Origin of the sequence: Prochlorococcus sp. MIT 0701, from assembly GCF_000760295.1 — a bacterium.
In the GTDB taxonomy this organism is placed as follows: Bacteria; Cyanobacteriota; Cyanobacteriia; order PCC-6307; family Cyanobiaceae; genus Prochlorococcus.
In genome coordinates this window covers 22410-38246 of the sequence record NZ_JNBA01000020.1, presented here as the reverse complement: position 1 = coordinate 38246, position 15837 = coordinate 22410, and the positions used below count along the sequence as shown (strand labels likewise).

Genomic DNA, 15837 nt, shown 5'->3' with positions numbered 1-15837 from the left:
CCCCTCAGGACTCAGGGAAGAGTTGGATCGTGTTGCCTTCGGCAAGCCGCACGATGGCTTTTTTGACCTGGGCTCGCTTGCCGGCGAAACGACCCACTCGACGGCTGCGCCGCGGAGGATTCATGGTGCTGATGCCGACCACACGGACGTCGAAGAGTTGTTCTACGGCTGCCTTGATATCAGGCTTGGCGGCGCGATGGTCAACCTCAAAGGTGTACTGGTTTTGTTCCAGTGCGCTGGTCGCCTTTTCCGTGATCAGTGGACGGCGGATCACATCCGCCAGCCGACCGTTGAAACGTTCAGTCATCTCCGTAAACCTCCTGGATCTTGGCGAGAGCCTCCTCGCTCAGCACCAGAGAATTGGCGTGGAGCAAATCGAAGACGTTGAGTTGATCGGCGGCGATCAGTTTCACCTTCTCAAGATTGCGCACGGAGCGTCGGATGATCTCGGAGGGTGTGGAAAGAATGATCAAAACCTTTGCATCTGCGGCAACGCCGAGCCTTACAAGGGCATCTGAGATCTCTCGGGTCTTCGGCGCCTTAAGGCTGGTGCCAAAGTCTTTGACCACAATGACGTCCTCAAGACGGGCCATCAGCGCGGTGCGTAGGGCCAGACGACGTTCCTTTCGGTTCATCGCCAGGTTGTAGGTCCTTGGCTTTGGTCCGAAGATGATGCCGCCGCCTGGGCGTAAGGGGGTGCGGATCGATCCCTGGCGGGCACGGCCGGTGCCCTTTTGCTTATAGGGCTTGCGACCACCACCACGAACCTCGGCACGAGTGAGGGTGCTTGCCGTCCCCTGACGGCTATGGGCCTGCTGCCTGAGCACGGCACGGTGCATGAGATCAACAGCCGTGGCTTCTTTAGAAACTTTGAGTTCAAGGCTTGCCTTGCCGGCTTCCTTGCCCTGCCAGTCGTGAACAACACATTCAGCCATCACTTACCTCCTTGAGCAGGCTTGCTGCCTACGCGTTTTGCGGGTCGGATGTTGAGCAGTGCGCCTGGCTTGCCAGGCACCGAGCCCTTAACCACCAGGAGATTGCGGTTGCTGTCCACTTTGAGGATGGTGAGTCCACGGGTGGTGCGCTTTTTGCCGCCGTAGCGGCCAGCCATGCGTTTGCCTGGATAAATCCGCCCTGGGGTGGTTCCGGCACCTGTGGAGCCTGGCTCTCGATGGTTCTTGGAACCGTGGCTCATCGGACCACGGCTGAAGCTGTGGCGCTTTTGATAACCAGCGAACCCACGCCCCATCGTGTCGCCGCTGACGTCTACCTTCTGGCCAGTTTCAAAACTGCCGACGGTGATCGCTGCTCCCAGCTCTAAGCCTTCAAGGCCCTCGACGCGATATTCGCGCAGGTGCTTCAAGAGCACCTCGCCAGATTTGGTGAGGTGACCTTTGGAAGGCTTGTTGATCAATTTTTCGCGGGTATCACCGAAACCGATCTGCACGGCGGCATAACCGTCGATGTCAGAAGTCTTGAGTTGGGTGATGCGGCAGGGACCCGCCTCGATCAGGGTGACCGGGATGGCTCTGCCTTGATCGTCGAAGAACTGAGACATGCCCAGTTTCTTGCCAAGGATGCCGATTGACATAGAAGGTAAAAACGCCAGCGTGGATAACCTCCGTCCGTTGTCCGATCGGGGGTTTGTAATTCAGTGCTGATCAAGGGAGCGCAGTCGTGCCGAAAGACCTGGGACCGTAAGAAACGGGGCTGAGGCAATTTCGGATAGAGCTAGCGAGAAAATCAGCTGGCTGGGACTTGGTCGACCTTTTGAGTCAATCAGTTTCCCGGCAGTTCAGGGATAAATCCCTTTTCTGCTCTGGCCTAGGGATCCGGCGCAATCGTCGGACCTGATTCGCCTTCTGGAGGCCCGGCTAGCGGACGGGCACAGAAATGCGAACCAAAAAAATACTTTACACCACTACTTACGCCAATTAAATATTTTCCGAACCTGCTGGCAGACTCATGGTTACTTGAGTGATGTCGTCATGCCGCTGTTGCTTTCTGGTCGGGTGTTTCGCCGTGACCTGGATGCTTGCGGCTGTCTGGCCATGCATGTTCCCCTTGAAGGTGGCAGTGAAACCCGTTTGCTTCGCAGGCTTCGGGCTGCTGGATACCGCACCCAGTTGAGCTCAGCACGGGGGCTTGGCGATCCGGAGGTGTTTCTTTTTCAGCTGCACGGTATTCGGCCTCCCCATCTCGGGCATCAGAGCGTTGGGCGCAATGGAGCTGTCGGTGAGGTTCAGCAGGTGATGCCCCAGTTGGCTGAATTATTTGTCGACAATGCTCCTGTGGTGCTCTGGCTTTTGGAGGGGCAGGTGCTATCAAGATCTGAGCTCTTGGCGCTTTGTGATCTTTGTAAGCGTGAGTCGCGTTTGCGGATCGTTGTTGAGATGGGTGGTGCTCGCAGTTTGAATTGGCAGCCGATGTCCACTTTGCTCGGGGTCTGAACACTATTCCTTCTAACCCTTTCCAGCAAAGTGCTCTTCGCGGTGAGCTCGCCCTGGCCAGTGGGTCTTGGGTGAAGTTGATATGTGGTGCCAGCAATCAGGATTTGCTTGCCATCACAGACCTTTGTGCGGTTTTTGCCGCGGCTGGTATTCACTGTGTAGATGTGGCGGCCGATGCTGCCGTTGTCAGGGCAGCTCGTCAGGGGCTTGATTGGGTGCAAGCGCGGAGTGGTTTTCGGCCTTGGTTGATGGTGAGCATCAGCGATGGTAAGGATGCCCATTTTCGAAAAGCTTGGTTTGATCCTGCTCGCTGTCCAAGCGATTGTTCGCGCCCTTGTCAACATGCCTGTCCTGCTGAGGCTATTGGTGAAAAGGGGGGGGTTCAGCTAAGCCGTTGTTATGGCTGTGGACGATGTCTGCCGATTTGCCCTCTTGGTTTGATCGATGAACACGACCGGCGACTTGAACTGAGAGATTTCGGCCCTCTGTTGGCGGAATTGCATCCTGATGCAGTCGAGATTCACACGGCACCTGGGCGGGCGGAGGCCTTTGAATCCACAGTTGCAGCGCTGATGTCGGCTCAGGTGCCTCTGCAGCGGATTGGGGTGAGCTGTGGTCTTGAGGGGCATGGGCTCACGGTTGAGGCTTTGGCAAGTGAGTTGTGGCAAAGACATGTTTGTTTAAGGCGTTCTGGGCAAAGACCTCTTTGGCAGCTTGATGGCCGTCCCATGAGTGGCGATATCGGGTCAGGAACGGCTCGAGTTGCTGTAGCGCTCTGGCGGAAGCTGCGGCCATTGGCTCCGCCTGGCCCCCTCCAGTTAGCGGGGGGCACCAACGCCCACACGATCACCTATATCTCTAGTGACCATGGGCCTGCAGGTGTTGCCTTTGGAGGCATGGCTCGTCGTCTCCTTCAGCCCTGGTTGCTTGAAGCACAGGCCAGACATGTGAGCCTGAGAGAATGGCCTGAGGGTTGGCAAGCTGCTCTTGCGCAGGCAGAGCAGCTTGTTCGTCCATGGCTGTTCCGCCAATCTTGGTCGTAAGCCTGCTAGAAGGCCTTTAGGGGAGCCATGTCTGCATGGCTGCGGCTGAGGGCCATGAAGCCAAAGCGTATTACTGATGATCTAGACCGATTGCTGGATTTGTTGCCTCTTGCGGTTCAGCAGGCTTTGGCGACACCCAATAGCCGGGAGCAGTTACTCGAGGTGGTCTTGGATCTCGGCAGAGTGCCTGAAGCACGCTATCCGGGACGAGCGCTGGCGTTAGGAGAGCAGTGCCTCTCGCGCGATGACCTGCAAACCACTGTTGATCGTTTGGGCCAGTTTGGTGCTGACAACCGCGCTGGCATTGAACGAACTCTGCATCGCATCAGTGCTATTCGTAATCGCCAGCGAGAGGTGGTAGGCCTCACCTGCCGTGTAGGAAGGGCCGTTTTTGGCACCGTGGAGATGGTGAGAGATTTGCTGGATAGTGGTCAATCGCTCTTGCTGATGGGGCGCCCCGGAGTTGGTAAGACCACCGCGCTGCGTGAGATTGCCAGGGTTCTTGCTGATGATCTGCAGCGGAGGGTTGTGGTGATTGACACCAGTAACGAGATTGCTGGTGACGGGGATATTCCCCATCCAGCTATTGGTCGGGCCAGGCGCATGCAAGTGTCTCTGCCAGAACAGCAACATCAGGTCATGATTGAGGCCGTGGAGAACCACATGCCGGAAGTCATCGTGATTGATGAAATCGGTACGGAGCTAGAGGCTCAGGCTGCGCGCACGATCGCTGAACGGGGGGTGCAGCTTGTGGCTACGGCCCATGGCAATGCTTTGGCGAATTTGATCAAGAATCCAACCCTTAGTGATCTTGTTGGCGGGATTCAGGCTGTCACTCTCGGAGATGAAGAGGCAAGGCGGCGACGCACGCAGAAGACTGTGCTTGAGAGGGCTGCTGAGCCCACTTTCCCTGTGGCAGTTGAAATGAATACTCGCAATCGTTGGTCGATTCATGCCGACGTGGCTGCGACTGTTGATCAGTTGCTGCGCGGACAGTTGCCACGCCCCCAGTTGCGGGAGCTGGACTCTGATGGATCGGTGCGGCTCGTGGATGCGCAGCCGAGTCGATCATCTTCGCCACGTCCTGCTCTGGCGGCGGTCCCTCTGCCGGATCCAAAAGCACCTTCTCCTAGAGCGGCCCCACCTGCTCAAGATCATGCTGATGCCATCTCTGCTGAGCGTTCAGATCAAAGAGCACTGCAGGTGCTCTGTTGTGGAATCACGCCCCAACTGGTGGATGAGGCTATTCGTCGTCATGGTTGGCCCGTTCGTTGGGTGGATGGCCTCAATGAGGCTGACGTTGTGCTCAGCATCCGTAAGGGACTCGGCCATCAGCCAACTCTGAGACGTCAGGCGCGTGAATCACGTGTGCCGGTTCTTGTGATTAAGTCCGACACATTGCCTCAGGTAGAGCGTGCGCTGGAGCGGCTGTTAGCACGCCGCGCTGGGTCGCAGGATCAGCTCTCTCATTCAGAGTCTCAGGATGGTGATCAGGAAGATGCCCTGGCTGCACTTGAAGAGTGCAGATTGGCTGTGGAAAAGGTAGTGCTGCCCTATGGACGACCGGTGGAGCTCTTACCCCGTAGCGAGCAGGTTCGTCAGATGCAGGTTGATTTGGTGACGCGCTATCGCCTCAGTAGTGATGTTTTCGGCCAGGCGGAACAACAGCGATTGCGGGTTTATCCCCCTTGAAATGGCTCTGCTTGATCAGCATGCATTGACGAAGGTGGCTTCAATGTGGGTAACTATCTGGATTCCAGTGAAGTCTCCTCTGCGCGGCTAATGATCTGGATCATTGGGCCGTCGCCAAGTGGTAAGGCAGCGGGTTTTGGTCTCGCCATTCCTAGGTTCGAATCCTAGCGGCCCAGTTTCTCAATCCTCAGTTGACGTCTCGCTCCCTGTTGGTTTTCGACTTTGACGGTGTCATTGTTGATGGGATGGGCGAGTACTGGTGGAGTGCCCGTCACGCTTGTCTGCAGTTAGTGGGTCTTGACTTTGGTTCAGACCCTTTGCCCGATGCGGTTCCTGAAGCTTTTCGTTTGCTCCGGCCCTGGATCCATCAGGGTTGGGAGATGGTGCTTCTGGCGGCAGAGCTGCTGCGTTCTGATGGACCCTTGCTGCGGCATGGGGCTAAGGCGTTTTCGGTCGATTATCACTTGCGATGTCAGCAGGCTCTAGAGGCTTGGGGATGGCAGCCAGGTCAGTTGCAGGAGGCCTTGGAGCAGGTGCGGCGGAGTGCGCTGGAGGCCGATCGGTTCAATTGGCTGGCCCGCCACCGCCCTTTCCCTGGTGTGATTGAGCGTCTTTGTGGCCTCCACGATGAAGGGTTCGACTTGGTGGTTCTCACCACCAAGGGGGCCGAGTTCACCGCTGAACTGTTGAAGTGCTTCCAACTTGCGCCTCATGGGTTGTACGGCCATGAGGCGGGTAGTAAGCCTGAGGTGTTGCTGCGGTTAGCGGCGGAGCGACCACTGCGAGGCTTCGTGGAGGACCGTCGTGCCACCCTCGAGACGGTGCTCGCGACGCCCGGATTATCTTCTCTGCCTTGCTATCTGGCGAGTTGGGGCTACCTCAAGCCGCAGGACTGTCGGACCTTGCCCATGGGCATTCGCCTGTTGGAGCCAGAAGCTTTGGCGGCACCCTTGGCGAGCTGGCCCTGATCCGTTAGGGTACGCTTGTACTATCTGAGACGGTTCGCGGTTGTGGTGGCATTGGACCCTTTGATCGGTGTCCGTCAGCTTTGCCGCAGTGCTTTTTGCTTCGCCTAGGTCAGCAGTCGACGGTACCCGTTTAACCCTTTATTCACTATTGCTATGTCAGTTGACGTGAAATCAGCTCAATCCTCTAAGTCTGATTCCCTCCAGGTTGAACCCCGTCCAGGTGAGCGGGACAAAGCTCTCAATTTGGTGCTTGGTCAGATTGAACGCAATTTTGGCAAGGGTTCGATCATGCGCTTGGGGGATGCCTCTCGGATGCGGGTGGAGACCTTCCCTACAGGGGCGCTCACCCTTGATCTTGCCCTTGGCGGTGGGTACCCGAAAGGACGAGTCGTGGAGGTGTACGGCCCGGAGAGTTCCGGTAAAACCACCCTCACCCTGCATGCCATCGCCGAGGTGCAGCGTCGTGGTGGCGTCGCGGCTTTTGTGGATGCCGAGCATGCGCTCGATCCGGTTTACGCAGCCTCTTTAGGAGTGGATATTGAGAACCTGCTGGTATCGCAGCCGGACACGGGGGAGATGGCTCTGGAGATTGTCGACCAGCTTGTGCGCTCTGCCGCCGTTGATATCGTTGTTGTGGATTCCGTTGCTGCGCTCACTCCCCGGTCTGAGATCGAAGGTGAGATGGGCGATTTGGCTGTGGGTAGCCAGGCCCGTCTGATGAGTCAGGCGATGCGCAAAATCACTGGCAACATCGGCAAATCCGGCTGCACGGTCATTTTTCTCAACCAGTTGCGTCTCAAGATAGGCGTCACTTACGGCAACCCGGAGACGACGACTGGTGGCAATGCTCTCAAGTTTTACGCCTCCGTACGTCTCGACATCCGCCGTATTCAAACGCTCAAGCGTGGCACGGAGGAGTATGGAATTCGTGCCAAGGTGAAGGTGGCCAAAAACAAGGTAGCCCCTCCGTTTCGTATCGCTGAGTTCGACATTCTTTTTGGTCGTGGCATCAGTACCTTGGGTTGCTTGCTTGACCTAGCTGAAGAAACCGGTGTTGTCATCCGTAAGGGTGCCTGGTACAGCTATGAGGGCGACAATATCGGTCAGGGACGTGACAACACGATTACTTGGCTTGAGCAGAATTCTGAAGCCAAGGAGCAGATTGAAGTTCTTGTGCGTCAGAAACTCACTGAAGGGTCTGAGGTGACCGCCAATTCCATGCGTCCGTTGGCGGCGGCGGCCCGCACTGCGGCTAAAAAACCTGCCGTCAGCTTGGCATCTGAAGCTGCTTAAGACTGGCTAAAAGAACGAGATAACCCAAGAGCTCTTTGAGGGTCTTGGGTTTGTTGCTGAAGAGAGAGATTTGGGATGATTCATGTTTTCTTTCCCCAGCAGTTTTTTTTACCTGGCATCGGCGGGGGTCCACCACCCAGCGGCTGGGCCCACGAAGCGCGCTACAACCCACAAAGCCACCATGAAGCCGATGCCAATCCAGGCGCCACGGGTTGTGATGGCGTAAAAGCGCTCTTTATCACGTTGGGTAATGGGCAGCCAGGAGATGATCCTGGGGGAGTCATCTTTTTTGGACTGTTTCTGGCGTGGTGCTAGGCCCTGATCGGATCGTCGTCTGGCTTCTCCCATGGCCTTCCTCGTTGCTGTTTGGCTGTTAAAGAGTAGTTGGCTTAATCCGGTAATAGGCGTTGCAGGGGTGTCCAGGGTTCGATGGTGCTCAGTACTTGCTTCCCCCAGCTCCGTCCTCGTAGACGTCCGTCCAGGATTGCCAGTCGTCCGTGATTCTTTCGGAGTGGAGCTATCGCTGGTGTTAGCAGGCTGAGAGCTTCAGGCAAGAGAAGGTCTCGGAACCAGTCACGACCTTGATTCTTGAGGGATTCTACTCTTGCTGCTGTGAGTGGTGACTCTACGCTCGCCAGGGGAAGTAAAGCCACGATTAGTTGTTCTGGGAGAGGCAGTTGATCCTGGTGATGAAGCCACCAAGTCCAGCGGCAACAGACAACACCGTTGGATTCCGGAGCGGTGGTTTCATGAACGACTCTGCGTCCAAACTCCGCCGCCAACTCACTTGTGAGTTGGCGGCGGAGTTGCTGATCATCAAGTAACACCACAGTGATGCCAGGACGTCCCAGGATCAGACGACGGCATTGATCGAGCAGATGCTCTGCATAGATTTCGGTATTCGGTAGTGGTTGGCGGCGCGGTGCAAAAAGAGGTATTGGTTCCTGCAGGTTGGGTTCACTCAATGTGGCCATGACGGTGGCAGGAAATGCTGCAGCGTCCAACTCAGTTCGGACGAGATCGTTCTCCCTTGATCCGCTCAGCAGGACAGACGGCTGGTCTCGTAACAGACCTGGAAGATTTTGAAGGGGTTCGAGCGGCTGTAGATGCCATTGCCATTGCAGTAGTCGGTGATCGAGTTCGGCCCAGCTTGCCCAAAAACGGCTATCGGCCTTCAGTACTGCAGGCCAAGGGGAAGGTGAGGGGCCTAGAAGTCGCATGAGATCTTTGAGAGCCTGAATTTCGCTGCCATCAAGGCGAACCTGGGCATTGGCTCGGGTGGCGTGAGTAAACAGGCTGCGGCTTAATCGTTCGTGCAGTTGCATGAGGGAAGCCTCCGCAGAAGGATGTGCCCGCCGCAAACGCTCCCAGTCTTGAGGTGTGATCGACAAAGCCATGCTGTCCCTTAATCGCTGGCTTAGTTGGTCTGCTTCTGGAATGATCAACTGCCTTGATTTGAGATGCCCCTGGTGGTGTGCCTCAATCAACTCACTGTGGTTCATCAACCACAGTTGATTCCCTGAGGGCGGAAGGTGCCCTTCCCAGCAGGGGAGTTTGATGCCTTTCGTCAGCAGTTGTGGCAGTTCTACCTTGAGGAGTCGCCGTCGCTGCTGATCGGAAAGGATCATCACAGCATCATTGGCCTCCAGGCAGAGAGGAACCAGCAGACCAAGCCACCAGAGGTCTTTGCTACGAGGGTCGAGCTGGATCAGGGTGTGATCTTTGCGCCTGAGACTGCGGGCAACAAGACGGCTCAAAGTGAGGTGATGAGGCCAGGGAGAGGAGTTCTGCAGGAGCAGGTGCTTGAGCTGCTGATGGCTGCGGGCTTCGAGCATTGCGAGAGCCTAGGAAGCTGTAAACCCGAGAAAGCTCCATGTTGATTGGTCGATCAACATGGACTGCAGTGCGAGAACCGTAGGGATGGAGCAGAACAAAAAACCATCACTTTGCGCTGGAGTCGTAGGGCTTGGGCTGATTGGTGGCTCCTTGGGATTGGACCTGCAGGCGCTTGGTTGGAAGGTCAATGGTCTGGTGCATCGCTCCAGTACCGCTGATAGGGCTCGCGCTAGGGGGCTGGCTCACTTTGTGAGCACCGATCCGGGCATTCTCGCGGATTGTGATTTGGTGATCCTGGCGCTGCCTTTGGCTCAACTGCTCAATCCAGATCCGGATCTCCTAAAGGCTTTGCCTGCAGCTGCTGTGGTGACTGATGTTGGTTCAGTGAAGATGCCTGTTTTAGAGCTCTGGCGCGACCTACACCCCCGCTTTGTGGCTAGCCATCCCATGGCAGGCACCGCTGAAGCAGGAGTGGAAGCAGGGCTGCGGGGCTTATTTCAGCAACGTCCTTGGGTAGCGACACCTGACAATCAAACAGACCTTGAGGCGCTCGAGTTGGTGCGTCGATGTGCGCTGTCTTTGGGCAGTCAATGGTTTACGGCGGATGCAGCTAACCATGATCAAGCGGTGGCGCTGATTTCCCACCTGCCTGTGCTGGTGAGTGCTGCGTTGCTACGAACAGTGGGTGAGGAGCGTGATCCTGCTGTTCGCGAACTAGCCAGAGTGCTGTCTTCTAGTGGTTTTGCTGATACCACCAGGGTGGGTGGTGGTAATCCCCAGTTGGGGACATCTATGGCGGAGAGCAATACCGCAGCGATCTTGCGTGGTTTGGCTGCTTATCGCTGGAGCTTGGAGCAGCTTGAGGAGGCCGTTTTGAATGGGCACTGGTCGCAGTTAAAGGCTGAACTGGAACGTTCCCAGGCACTGCGACCCAGCTTTCTTGTTGCTGCCAACGACGACCTCAATTCGCCACCCGTAACTGATGACCTCGCTGAGCCATGAGCTGGCGACAGGCCATGAGTGCCGAGATGCTCACCCCTGCAGTCCCTTCACCAGGGTGAATTGAGTCGCCACAGAGCCAGAGCCCTCGCATGGGGGTGCGGCTTGCTAGTCCGAAGGGCCCAAATTGTGAAGGGTGCTGCCCAAGGCCACCCACAATTCCATTGGGCCGACCAGTCCAATTTGCAAAGCTCCTTGGTGTGGCTAGTTCTTGATGCTGCCAATCTTCAGGAGCGAGATCTAACCAACTTTCAAGTGTTTGGCGGATGGCTAACAGGGCCATTTGCTTGCGTTCTTGATAGGTGGATTCAGTTAGCCCACACCACTCTGCTGTGGCGGTGAACACACTTGCAATCAGTGTGGCTTGACCAGCGGGAGCACGGCCATCTCCCTCACGGCTGATTGATACGAACAGGGAGCCGGGTGTCTTGGAGGCTCTTTGCAGATGGACAGGACAGTTTTTAGGCAGGGCGCTGCGATCGAGGGCCCCGTAGAACACCAAAGCCCCACTGGGTTGAGGTAATTGCACCAGCCTTTGGCGATAGGCCTTGGGCATGCCTGCTCCTGGTGGCATCAGCGAGCTCAGGCATTGAGGTGGCAGGCTGAAGACCACATCTGCTGTGGTCAGTTCCAAAGCCTTGCCATTGGGGGTTTTGATGCTGACTGTCCAACCCATGCCCCGCTCTGCTACTTCTAGGCCCACCACACGATGGCGCAGCAATATCTGGCCGCCATCGCGCTTCAGGGCATGCATTAGATCATCGCTGAGTTTTTGCATCGATCCCTGCAGATGCCAAAGCCCAAGAGGTGCTTGGGCCATTTGCAGCACGGTGGCTCCATAGAGGGCCGCTGTGCGATCGAGCGGTTCTTGCGAATAGAGCTTGATCTGGAGATCTAGGAATTTGCGAAGGCGCTGATCCTGCGCACAGCCGCATAGCTTTAAGAGATCTGCCACTGTCAGGCTGCTTAATAGCCCTGAGGGGAGTGTGGCTGGACGCAGCGCCTGAAGCAGTTGGCCTAAGTCCCAAGCGTTGCGGGGTGTGACCACCGGATCATGGCTGGCAAAGCCCCAGTTGCTTTGGTGGAGCTTGGCAGTCAGAGCCCAGAAGGCCTCACTGCCAGGGAAGTGATATCGCCATTCTTGTTCCCAGCGCTTTGGATCATGCCAGAGCTGAATGGGTTGGGATCCGTCGGCGAGATCAACTGCACAAGCGGGATTGAGTAGCTCCGCTTGTGGCATGGGCAGGTTGAGATGCCTATAGATGCGTTCATGGCTGCCACTGGGTTCTAGGCCGGCAACCTGAGTGGCACCTACATCGAAAATATAGGGACCTCGCTTGAAGGTGCCGGCACAACCTCCAGGTTGATGGTGGGCTTCCACCAGGGTGACGGGTAATCCTTGCTTGGCTAAGAGGGCTGTTGCCGTTAGGCCGGCAATGCCGCCCCCGATCACGATGATTGAGTCCTCAGCCATCCGTTCATGCTGGCAAGGTCTAGAGAGGTGTGGGTATGAACGAGCGTCTGAGACAGGGCCTGGTAGCAGCCGAGGGACCCTTGAGTGGTGAAGTGATTAAGGATGTTGAGTGCGTCGCTGGCGGATGCATTCATCAGGCCTGGTGTTTGCAGTTGAAGGGTGGTCGGCAACTGTTTGCCAAAACAGGTGGGGCAGATGCTTTGCCAATGCTCAAGGTCGAAGTTGAGGGGCTAAAGGCTCTTAAGGCATGGGCTGATCCGGAAGTGTTGGAGGTGCCGGAGCCTTTGGCTTTTGATCAGGTCTGTGGTGAAGCCGTGTTGCTGCTGCCTTGGTTGGATTTTTGGGCGGGTAATCAGGCATCCCTGGGCCGTGGACTGGCCCTTTTGCATCGGGCATCTGCCGCCGAAAACCCTGGACGCTTTGGTTGGCCCGTGGATGGTTTTATTGGTGCTGGCTCTCAGCCAGGGGGTTGGAGGGAGGAGTGGGGCGATGCATTCGTGACGCTGCGCTTGCGTCCTCAGCTCACAGAGGCGGCTCGATGGGGCTTGGATCTGGTCGATATTGAGCCAATCCTCTCGGCGTTAATCCCTTGGTTGGATCGCCATCAACCCAGTCCAAGTCTCGTGCATGGGGACCTTTGGAGTGGCAATGCCAATGTTCTCTCAGATGGGCGGGGAGTCTTGCTGGATCCTGCTACCTGGTGGGCCGATAGAGAAGTTGATTTGGCGATGACTCAATTATTCGGTGGTTTTTCGCAGGATTTCTATATCGGATATGAGAAGGTATGGCCACTCCCAGCTGATGCGAGCAAAAGGGTCGAGGTTTATAACCTTTATCACCTCATCAATCACGCCAATCTCTTTGGAGGCTCATATCGAAGTCAGAGCCAAGCCATTCTGAATCGTTTGGCAAGTTGGTTGCTGACTTGAATTGTCTTTGGATTTGCAGTGTTCAGCCTAAGTATTCCTTGCGCAGGTTCTGAACCCTCTCAGACAGGGCAGAGCGCTTCTCACTGGTGGTGAGGTTTTGCCAGCTCCATTGACCCACCATCACCACACCAAGCAGTTCGAGCAGTCCAGGCACGATTGGTAGCAAATTGATTGTGTCCATCACTCCCTTGATCAGGATCTGGGCAACAATCACAGCGGCAAAGATCCCTAAAACCTTGCCGATGCGCCCCATCTGGCTCCAATCGAGCTTGTTTAGGGTTTCGTTGACCTTGCCAACGGCTTCGCTGTAACGCTCTGAGAATTTGATCTCCTCATCTGCGTTATCAACGCTGTTTGTGGTGGTCTTTTCTGTGGTGGATTGTTCGTTTGTCACGGTGTTGATGTCGCTCATGAACACGAAACCGATGGCAAATCTTTGCCGAGCGTATCGAAAGGATCTTTGTTATGCCAGGGCTGCTGGAGTTTGATCGTAATTGCCTGATGGTTCTTCGTCGCAGCTTATTGGCTGTGGCGCCATTTGAGGGATGTGCTCTTTTATTGGGTGATCAAGATGATTCTAATAGTTATCAAGGCGGCAGTATCTGGAATGTTCGGCTGATTTGGCCTTGCTGCAATGTATGGGGGCCGGGAATGTCAAGCCTCCCTGAAGGCTCGAATGATCCGAATCTTGGGGTTGAGCTGCTGCCATCACGCAAGTGTCGGTTTGCTTTGGATCCTCGTGAACAGTTGCAGGCTCAACGCTTTGCCAGAGAGCGCAATTGGCAGGTGTTGGGCAGTGCCCATTCTCATCCTGGCGGTGAGGCTGTGCCGTCCGTGATGGATCATCGCTGGGCCACTGTGCCGTCGTTACTGGTGATCGTGGCTGGTTCAGGCAAAGTGCGCGCTTGGTGGCTGACAGGAGTTCAACCTGGCCAGCAGCATGAGGTTGCGCATTTGGGACAGTGGTAAGGGCATAGCTTGCGGCACTCTTTCCCCTATGGGTCTTCACGAAACCGTTGATGTTGACCTGAGCCCCGTTGAGTTAGAGCGTTTTTCTCGTCATCTCACCCTGCCAGAGGTTGGGATGATTGGTCAGAAACGACTCAAGGCGGCTTCTGTGTTGTGCGTGGGTAGTGGCGGGCTCGGTTCGCCGTTGCTGCTTTATTTGGCTGCTGCTGGTGTAGGCCATATCGGGATTGTCGATTTCGATGTTGTTGAGCTTTCTAATTTGCAGCGGCAGGTGATCCATGGCACGAGTTGGGTAGGTCAAGCAAAAACAGACTCTGCTCGGGCTCGCATCCTTGAAATCAATCCCCATTGTCAAGTGGATGTTTACGAGAAAGCGCTGAGGCGAGATAACGCTTTTGAGATCATTCAGCCGTACGACATTGTTTGTGACTGCACTGATAATTTCCCTAGCCGTTACCTGGTGAATGACGCTTGTGTGCTTTTAGGTAAGCCCAGTATTTATGGATCGATTCATCGCTTTGAAGGTCAGGCGACGGTGTTTAACCTTGATGCTGAGAGTCCCAACTATCGCGATCTGGTGGCCGAGCCGCCACCCGCTGGTTTGGTTCCTTCTTGCGTCTAAGGCGGTGTGATGGGGATTCTTCCGGGATTGATTGGTTGAATTCAGTCCATGGAGATGATCAAACTCATCACGGGAATCGGTACGATGTTGAACAGCATTCATCCGTTCGCCAATGATGACAGTGAGGATGTTTCTTAGGAGAGTATCCTGCTGAGGAGATTAAGGAGTTTATTGATAAGAAGACTGCGTAGAGATTGCTTCTAGGCCTTCGCAAATAACATGAAGATTAGCTTGCTAGTTTCGCTACTACTGAGTTGACTCTGTCTAGCAGTATTGAGAGTGGAGAGGCTGTTAAATAGGGCTGTAAATGGATAGTTGCACGTTGGATTATTTGTTTGCTTTAAGGTTGAGGTACTCCTTCTGTTAAGGCTTTGTTCGAATCAAAATGCCATGGCATTGAGAGGTTGTATTGGCGGTGTCATTTCTGATTGATAGCAGGAGTTGGCAGTAAACTTATTAGTTATTAAAAGATGTTTTCACCTCTGTTCTGTTAGTGGATCAAATAGGTTTGAAAGGAACTCAAAGACTGTCGAGATTGCAGGCTTTTCGCGTAGCCTTATTCTTGCTGTAATTGCCATTCCTGGCCTGAGTTGGTCTAAGCTAAATAAATCAGGTGCGCTCGGTTTTAGAAGTTTCAGGTCAGCGCTATAAAGCTTCTGAGGCGAATCTCCTGATGGTGCACTTGTCATTGGCGACAGTGATATGACCTCAGCTTCTATAGATCCAAACTCTGAAGCAGGGAATGCATCGACATCTAGATTTGCAAGGCTTTTGACTTCAATAGGAGCACTTAATTTTGAGGGAATCTTTACTTTGGCAATTAACTCTCGGTCGGGAATGATTGTGGCTACAACATCGCCCTGTTGAATTCTTGTGCCTGGGCTCTGGTATTTGACGTCTTGGATAAAACCATTGACGGGTGAAGTGATCGTGAATCTATTTGACTTGGCTTCAAGTTCTTGAATACTCCCTTTAAGTTCTTCTGATGTTTGCTCTGTTTGATGAATTGAACGTTGCTTTTCTTCTCGTATACTTTCTATAGAGAGCTCTGCTTTGCTGATCTGTGTTTTCTTTTCAATGACTTGGGTCTCTTGGATAGCGCCTTCTTTTAATAGAAAGGTAAGACGCCTAAGCATGTCCCTGTCTAGGGCTAATTGCTGCTTACTTTGTTCTATACGAAAATCATACATATTGACCTCACTCACATTTTGAATTTTAATGAGCTCTAGACGTTTTTTGAGACTTTTCAGGCGGAGTTTTGTTTCATCATCACCATAAATAATAAGTGGTTGCTCTGTTGTTATTGGTTGATGGGGCTCTATTAGAATGGATTCTATTACTCCTGGATCTAAAGCCTTTACTGGTACAGCAGGCTTTGCAGTAGCGATTTCGCCTTGAAGCATCACAGTTTCTTCTACTTTCGTGAAGACAGACCAAATGATTAGAGAGACAGAGCCTGCACCAATGGTCCAAATCATTACCCTGGACCAAAGAGGTGTTGGAGGTAATAGGCCTAAGTCTGCCTGTGGGATATTGTTTTTGGGTTTGGATTTAGGGGGTCG

At 54.6% G+C, this 15837-nt stretch carries 16 protein-coding genes, 1 tRNA gene and 1 pseudogene; 10 read left to right on the top strand and 8 right to left on the bottom strand.

From position 1 onward, the window contains the following. Window positions 1-4: 4 nt before the first annotated feature. The 3 genes from EV12_RS04710 to rplC are packed head-to-tail and all read right to left on the bottom strand — an operon-like array spanning window position 5 to window position 1591. Window positions 5-307 (bottom strand): 50S ribosomal protein L23, encoded by a 303-nt coding sequence (locus EV12_RS04710; protein ID WP_036912641.1) that lies wholly within the window; start codon window positions 305-307, stop codon window positions 5-7. Beyond that, entirely contained in the window at window positions 300-935 is a 636-nt protein-coding gene (rplD, locus tag EV12_RS04705; protein ID WP_036912640.1) for a 50S ribosomal protein L4, read from the bottom strand. The genes EV12_RS04710 and rplD overlap by 8 nt, the downstream gene beginning before the upstream one ends. Continuing rightward, a complete protein-coding gene (rplC, locus tag EV12_RS04700; RefSeq protein WP_036912637.1) occupies window positions 935-1591 on the bottom strand; it encodes a 50S ribosomal protein L3 in 657 nt (218 codons plus the stop codon). The genes rplD and rplC overlap by 1 nt, the downstream gene beginning before the upstream one ends. 397 nt (window positions 1592-1988) lie before the next feature. Between rplC and EV12_RS04695 the strand changes: the two genes are divergently transcribed. From EV12_RS04695 to recA, 6 genes are all read left to right on the top strand, one after another. Continuing rightward, window positions 1989-2450 carry an NAD(P)H-quinone oxidoreductase subunit N gene (locus EV12_RS04695; RefSeq protein WP_036912635.1) on the top strand — a complete coding sequence of 154 codons (462 nt, stop codon included), beginning with the start codon at window positions 1989-1991 and terminating at the stop codon, window positions 2448-2450. Window positions 2451-2521: 71 nt separating this feature from the next. Continuing rightward, entirely contained in the window at window positions 2522-3493 is a 972-nt protein-coding gene (locus EV12_RS04690; protein WP_036912739.1) for a Light dependent period protein LdpA domain-containing protein, read from the top strand. A gap of 54 nt (window positions 3494-3547) precedes the next feature. Beyond that, window positions 3548-5185: an AAA family ATPase gene (locus tag EV12_RS04685; RefSeq protein ID WP_036912736.1), complete on the top strand. Its 1638-nt coding sequence runs from the start codon at window positions 3548-3550 to the stop codon at window positions 5183-5185. 104 nt (window positions 5186-5289) lie between these two features. Further along, window positions 5290-5361 (top strand) — tRNA-Gln (locus EV12_RS04680). Between the two features lie 15 nt (window positions 5362-5376). After that, on the top strand, window positions 5377-6153 hold the full coding sequence (locus EV12_RS04675; protein ID WP_036912733.1) for an HAD family hydrolase: 777 nt from the start codon (window positions 5377-5379) through the stop codon (window positions 6151-6153). A gap of 153 nt (window positions 6154-6306) precedes the next feature. Then, complete coding sequence (recA, locus tag EV12_RS04670; protein ID WP_036912632.1) at window positions 6307-7446, top strand: recombinase RecA; 1140 nt, start codon at window positions 6307-6309, stop codon at window positions 7444-7446. A 108-nt stretch (window positions 7447-7554) separates the two neighbouring features. On the opposite strand, the gene EV12_RS04665 is transcribed toward recA, so the two are convergent. After that, entirely contained in the window at window positions 7555-7794 is a 240-nt protein-coding gene (locus EV12_RS04665) for a DUF2839 domain-containing protein (protein ID WP_036912629.1), read from the bottom strand. Between the two features lie 41 nt (window positions 7795-7835). Then, complete coding sequence (locus EV12_RS04660; protein WP_036912626.1) at window positions 7836-9281, bottom strand: helicase; 1446 nt, start codon at window positions 9279-9281, stop codon at window positions 7836-7838. A 58-nt stretch (window positions 9282-9339) separates the two neighbouring features. Here EV12_RS04660 and EV12_RS04655 point away from each other — a divergent pair, with 58 nt between their 5' ends. Beyond that, the gene (locus EV12_RS04655) at window positions 9340-10284 is read left to right on the top strand and encodes a prephenate/arogenate dehydrogenase (RefSeq protein ID WP_036912624.1); all 945 of its coding nucleotides are present in this window, start codon (window positions 9340-9342) and stop codon (window positions 10282-10284) included. Here EV12_RS04655 and crtD read toward each other — a convergent pair. Then, the gene (gene crtD / locus EV12_RS04650; protein ID WP_036912623.1) at window positions 10244-11755 is read right to left on the bottom strand and encodes a C-3',4' desaturase CrtD; all 1512 of its coding nucleotides are present in this window, start codon (window positions 11753-11755) and stop codon (window positions 10244-10246) included. The two genes, EV12_RS04655 and crtD, sit on opposite strands and share 41 nt — an antisense overlap. 35 nt (window positions 11756-11790) lie before the next feature. Between crtD and EV12_RS04645 the strand changes: the two genes are divergently transcribed. Further along, complete coding sequence (locus EV12_RS04645; protein ID WP_036912622.1) at window positions 11791-12684, top strand: fructosamine kinase family protein; 894 nt, start codon at window positions 11791-11793, stop codon at window positions 12682-12684. A 22-nt stretch (window positions 12685-12706) separates the two neighbouring features. Here EV12_RS04645 and EV12_RS04640 read toward each other — a convergent pair whose 3' ends face one another. Continuing rightward, a complete protein-coding gene (locus tag EV12_RS04640) occupies window positions 12707-13096 on the bottom strand; it encodes a CAAD domain-containing protein (RefSeq protein WP_011826894.1) in 390 nt (129 codons plus the stop codon). 53 nt (window positions 13097-13149) lie between these two features. Between EV12_RS04640 and EV12_RS04635 the strand changes: the two genes are divergently transcribed. Further along, on the top strand, window positions 13150-13653 hold the full coding sequence (locus EV12_RS04635; RefSeq protein WP_036912621.1) for a M67 family metallopeptidase: 504 nt from the start codon (window positions 13150-13152) through the stop codon (window positions 13651-13653). A 28-nt stretch (window positions 13654-13681) separates the two neighbouring features. Continuing rightward, window positions 13682-14311: pseudogene (locus EV12_RS04630) on the top strand (ThiF family adenylyltransferase); the annotation flags it as partial. A 440-nt stretch (window positions 14312-14751) separates the two neighbouring features. Here the strand turns inward: EV12_RS04630 and EV12_RS04625 are convergent. Then, a complete protein-coding gene (locus tag EV12_RS04625; protein WP_036912619.1) occupies window positions 14752-15753 on the bottom strand; it encodes an HlyD family secretion protein in 1002 nt (333 codons plus the stop codon). Window positions 15754-15837 lie beyond the last annotated feature (84 nt).

Bases quoted from the DNA above. Each gene is read 5' to 3' on its own strand.
- EV12_RS04685 (WP_036912736.1), top strand. From the start codon at position 3,548: ATGAAGCCAAAGCGTATTACTGATGATCTAGACCGATTGCTGGATTTG.
- rplD (WP_036912640.1), bottom strand. From the start codon at position 935: ATGGCTGAATGTGTTGTTCACGACTGGCAGGGCAAGGAAGCCGGCAAG.
- EV12_RS04645 (WP_036912622.1), top strand. From the start codon at position 11,791: ATGAACGAGCGTCTGAGACAGGGCCTGGTAGCAGCCGAGGGACCCTTG.
- EV12_RS04635 (WP_036912621.1), top strand. From the start codon at position 13,150: ATGCCAGGGCTGCTGGAGTTTGATCGTAATTGCCTGATGGTTCTTCGT.
- EV12_RS04710 (WP_036912641.1), bottom strand. From the start codon at position 307: ATGACTGAACGTTTCAACGGTCGGCTGGCGGATGTGATCCGCCGTCCA.
- recA (WP_036912632.1), top strand. From the start codon at position 6,307: ATGTCAGTTGACGTGAAATCAGCTCAATCCTCTAAGTCTGATTCCCTC.
- EV12_RS04695 (WP_036912635.1), top strand. From the start codon at position 1,989: ATGCCGCTGTTGCTTTCTGGTCGGGTGTTTCGCCGTGACCTGGATGCT.
- rplC (WP_036912637.1), bottom strand. From the start codon at position 1,591: ATGTCAATCGGCATCCTTGGCAAGAAACTGGGCATGTCTCAGTTCTTC.
- EV12_RS04625 (WP_036912619.1), bottom strand. From the start codon at position 15,753: ATGATTTGGACCATTGGTGCAGGCTCTGTCTCTCTAATCATTTGGTCT.
- EV12_RS04640 (WP_011826894.1), bottom strand. From the start codon at position 13,096: ATGAGCGACATCAACACCGTGACAAACGAACAATCCACCACAGAAAAG.
- EV12_RS04660 (WP_036912626.1), bottom strand. From the start codon at position 9,281: ATGCTCGAAGCCCGCAGCCATCAGCAGCTCAAGCACCTGCTCCTGCAG.
- EV12_RS04665 (WP_036912629.1), bottom strand. From the start codon at position 7,794: ATGGGAGAAGCCAGACGACGATCCGATCAGGGCCTAGCACCACGCCAG.
- EV12_RS04655 (WP_036912624.1), top strand. From the start codon at position 9,340: ATGGACTGCAGTGCGAGAACCGTAGGGATGGAGCAGAACAAAAAACCA.
- crtD (WP_036912623.1), bottom strand. From the start codon at position 11,755: ATGGCTGAGGACTCAATCATCGTGATCGGGGGCGGCATTGCCGGCCTA.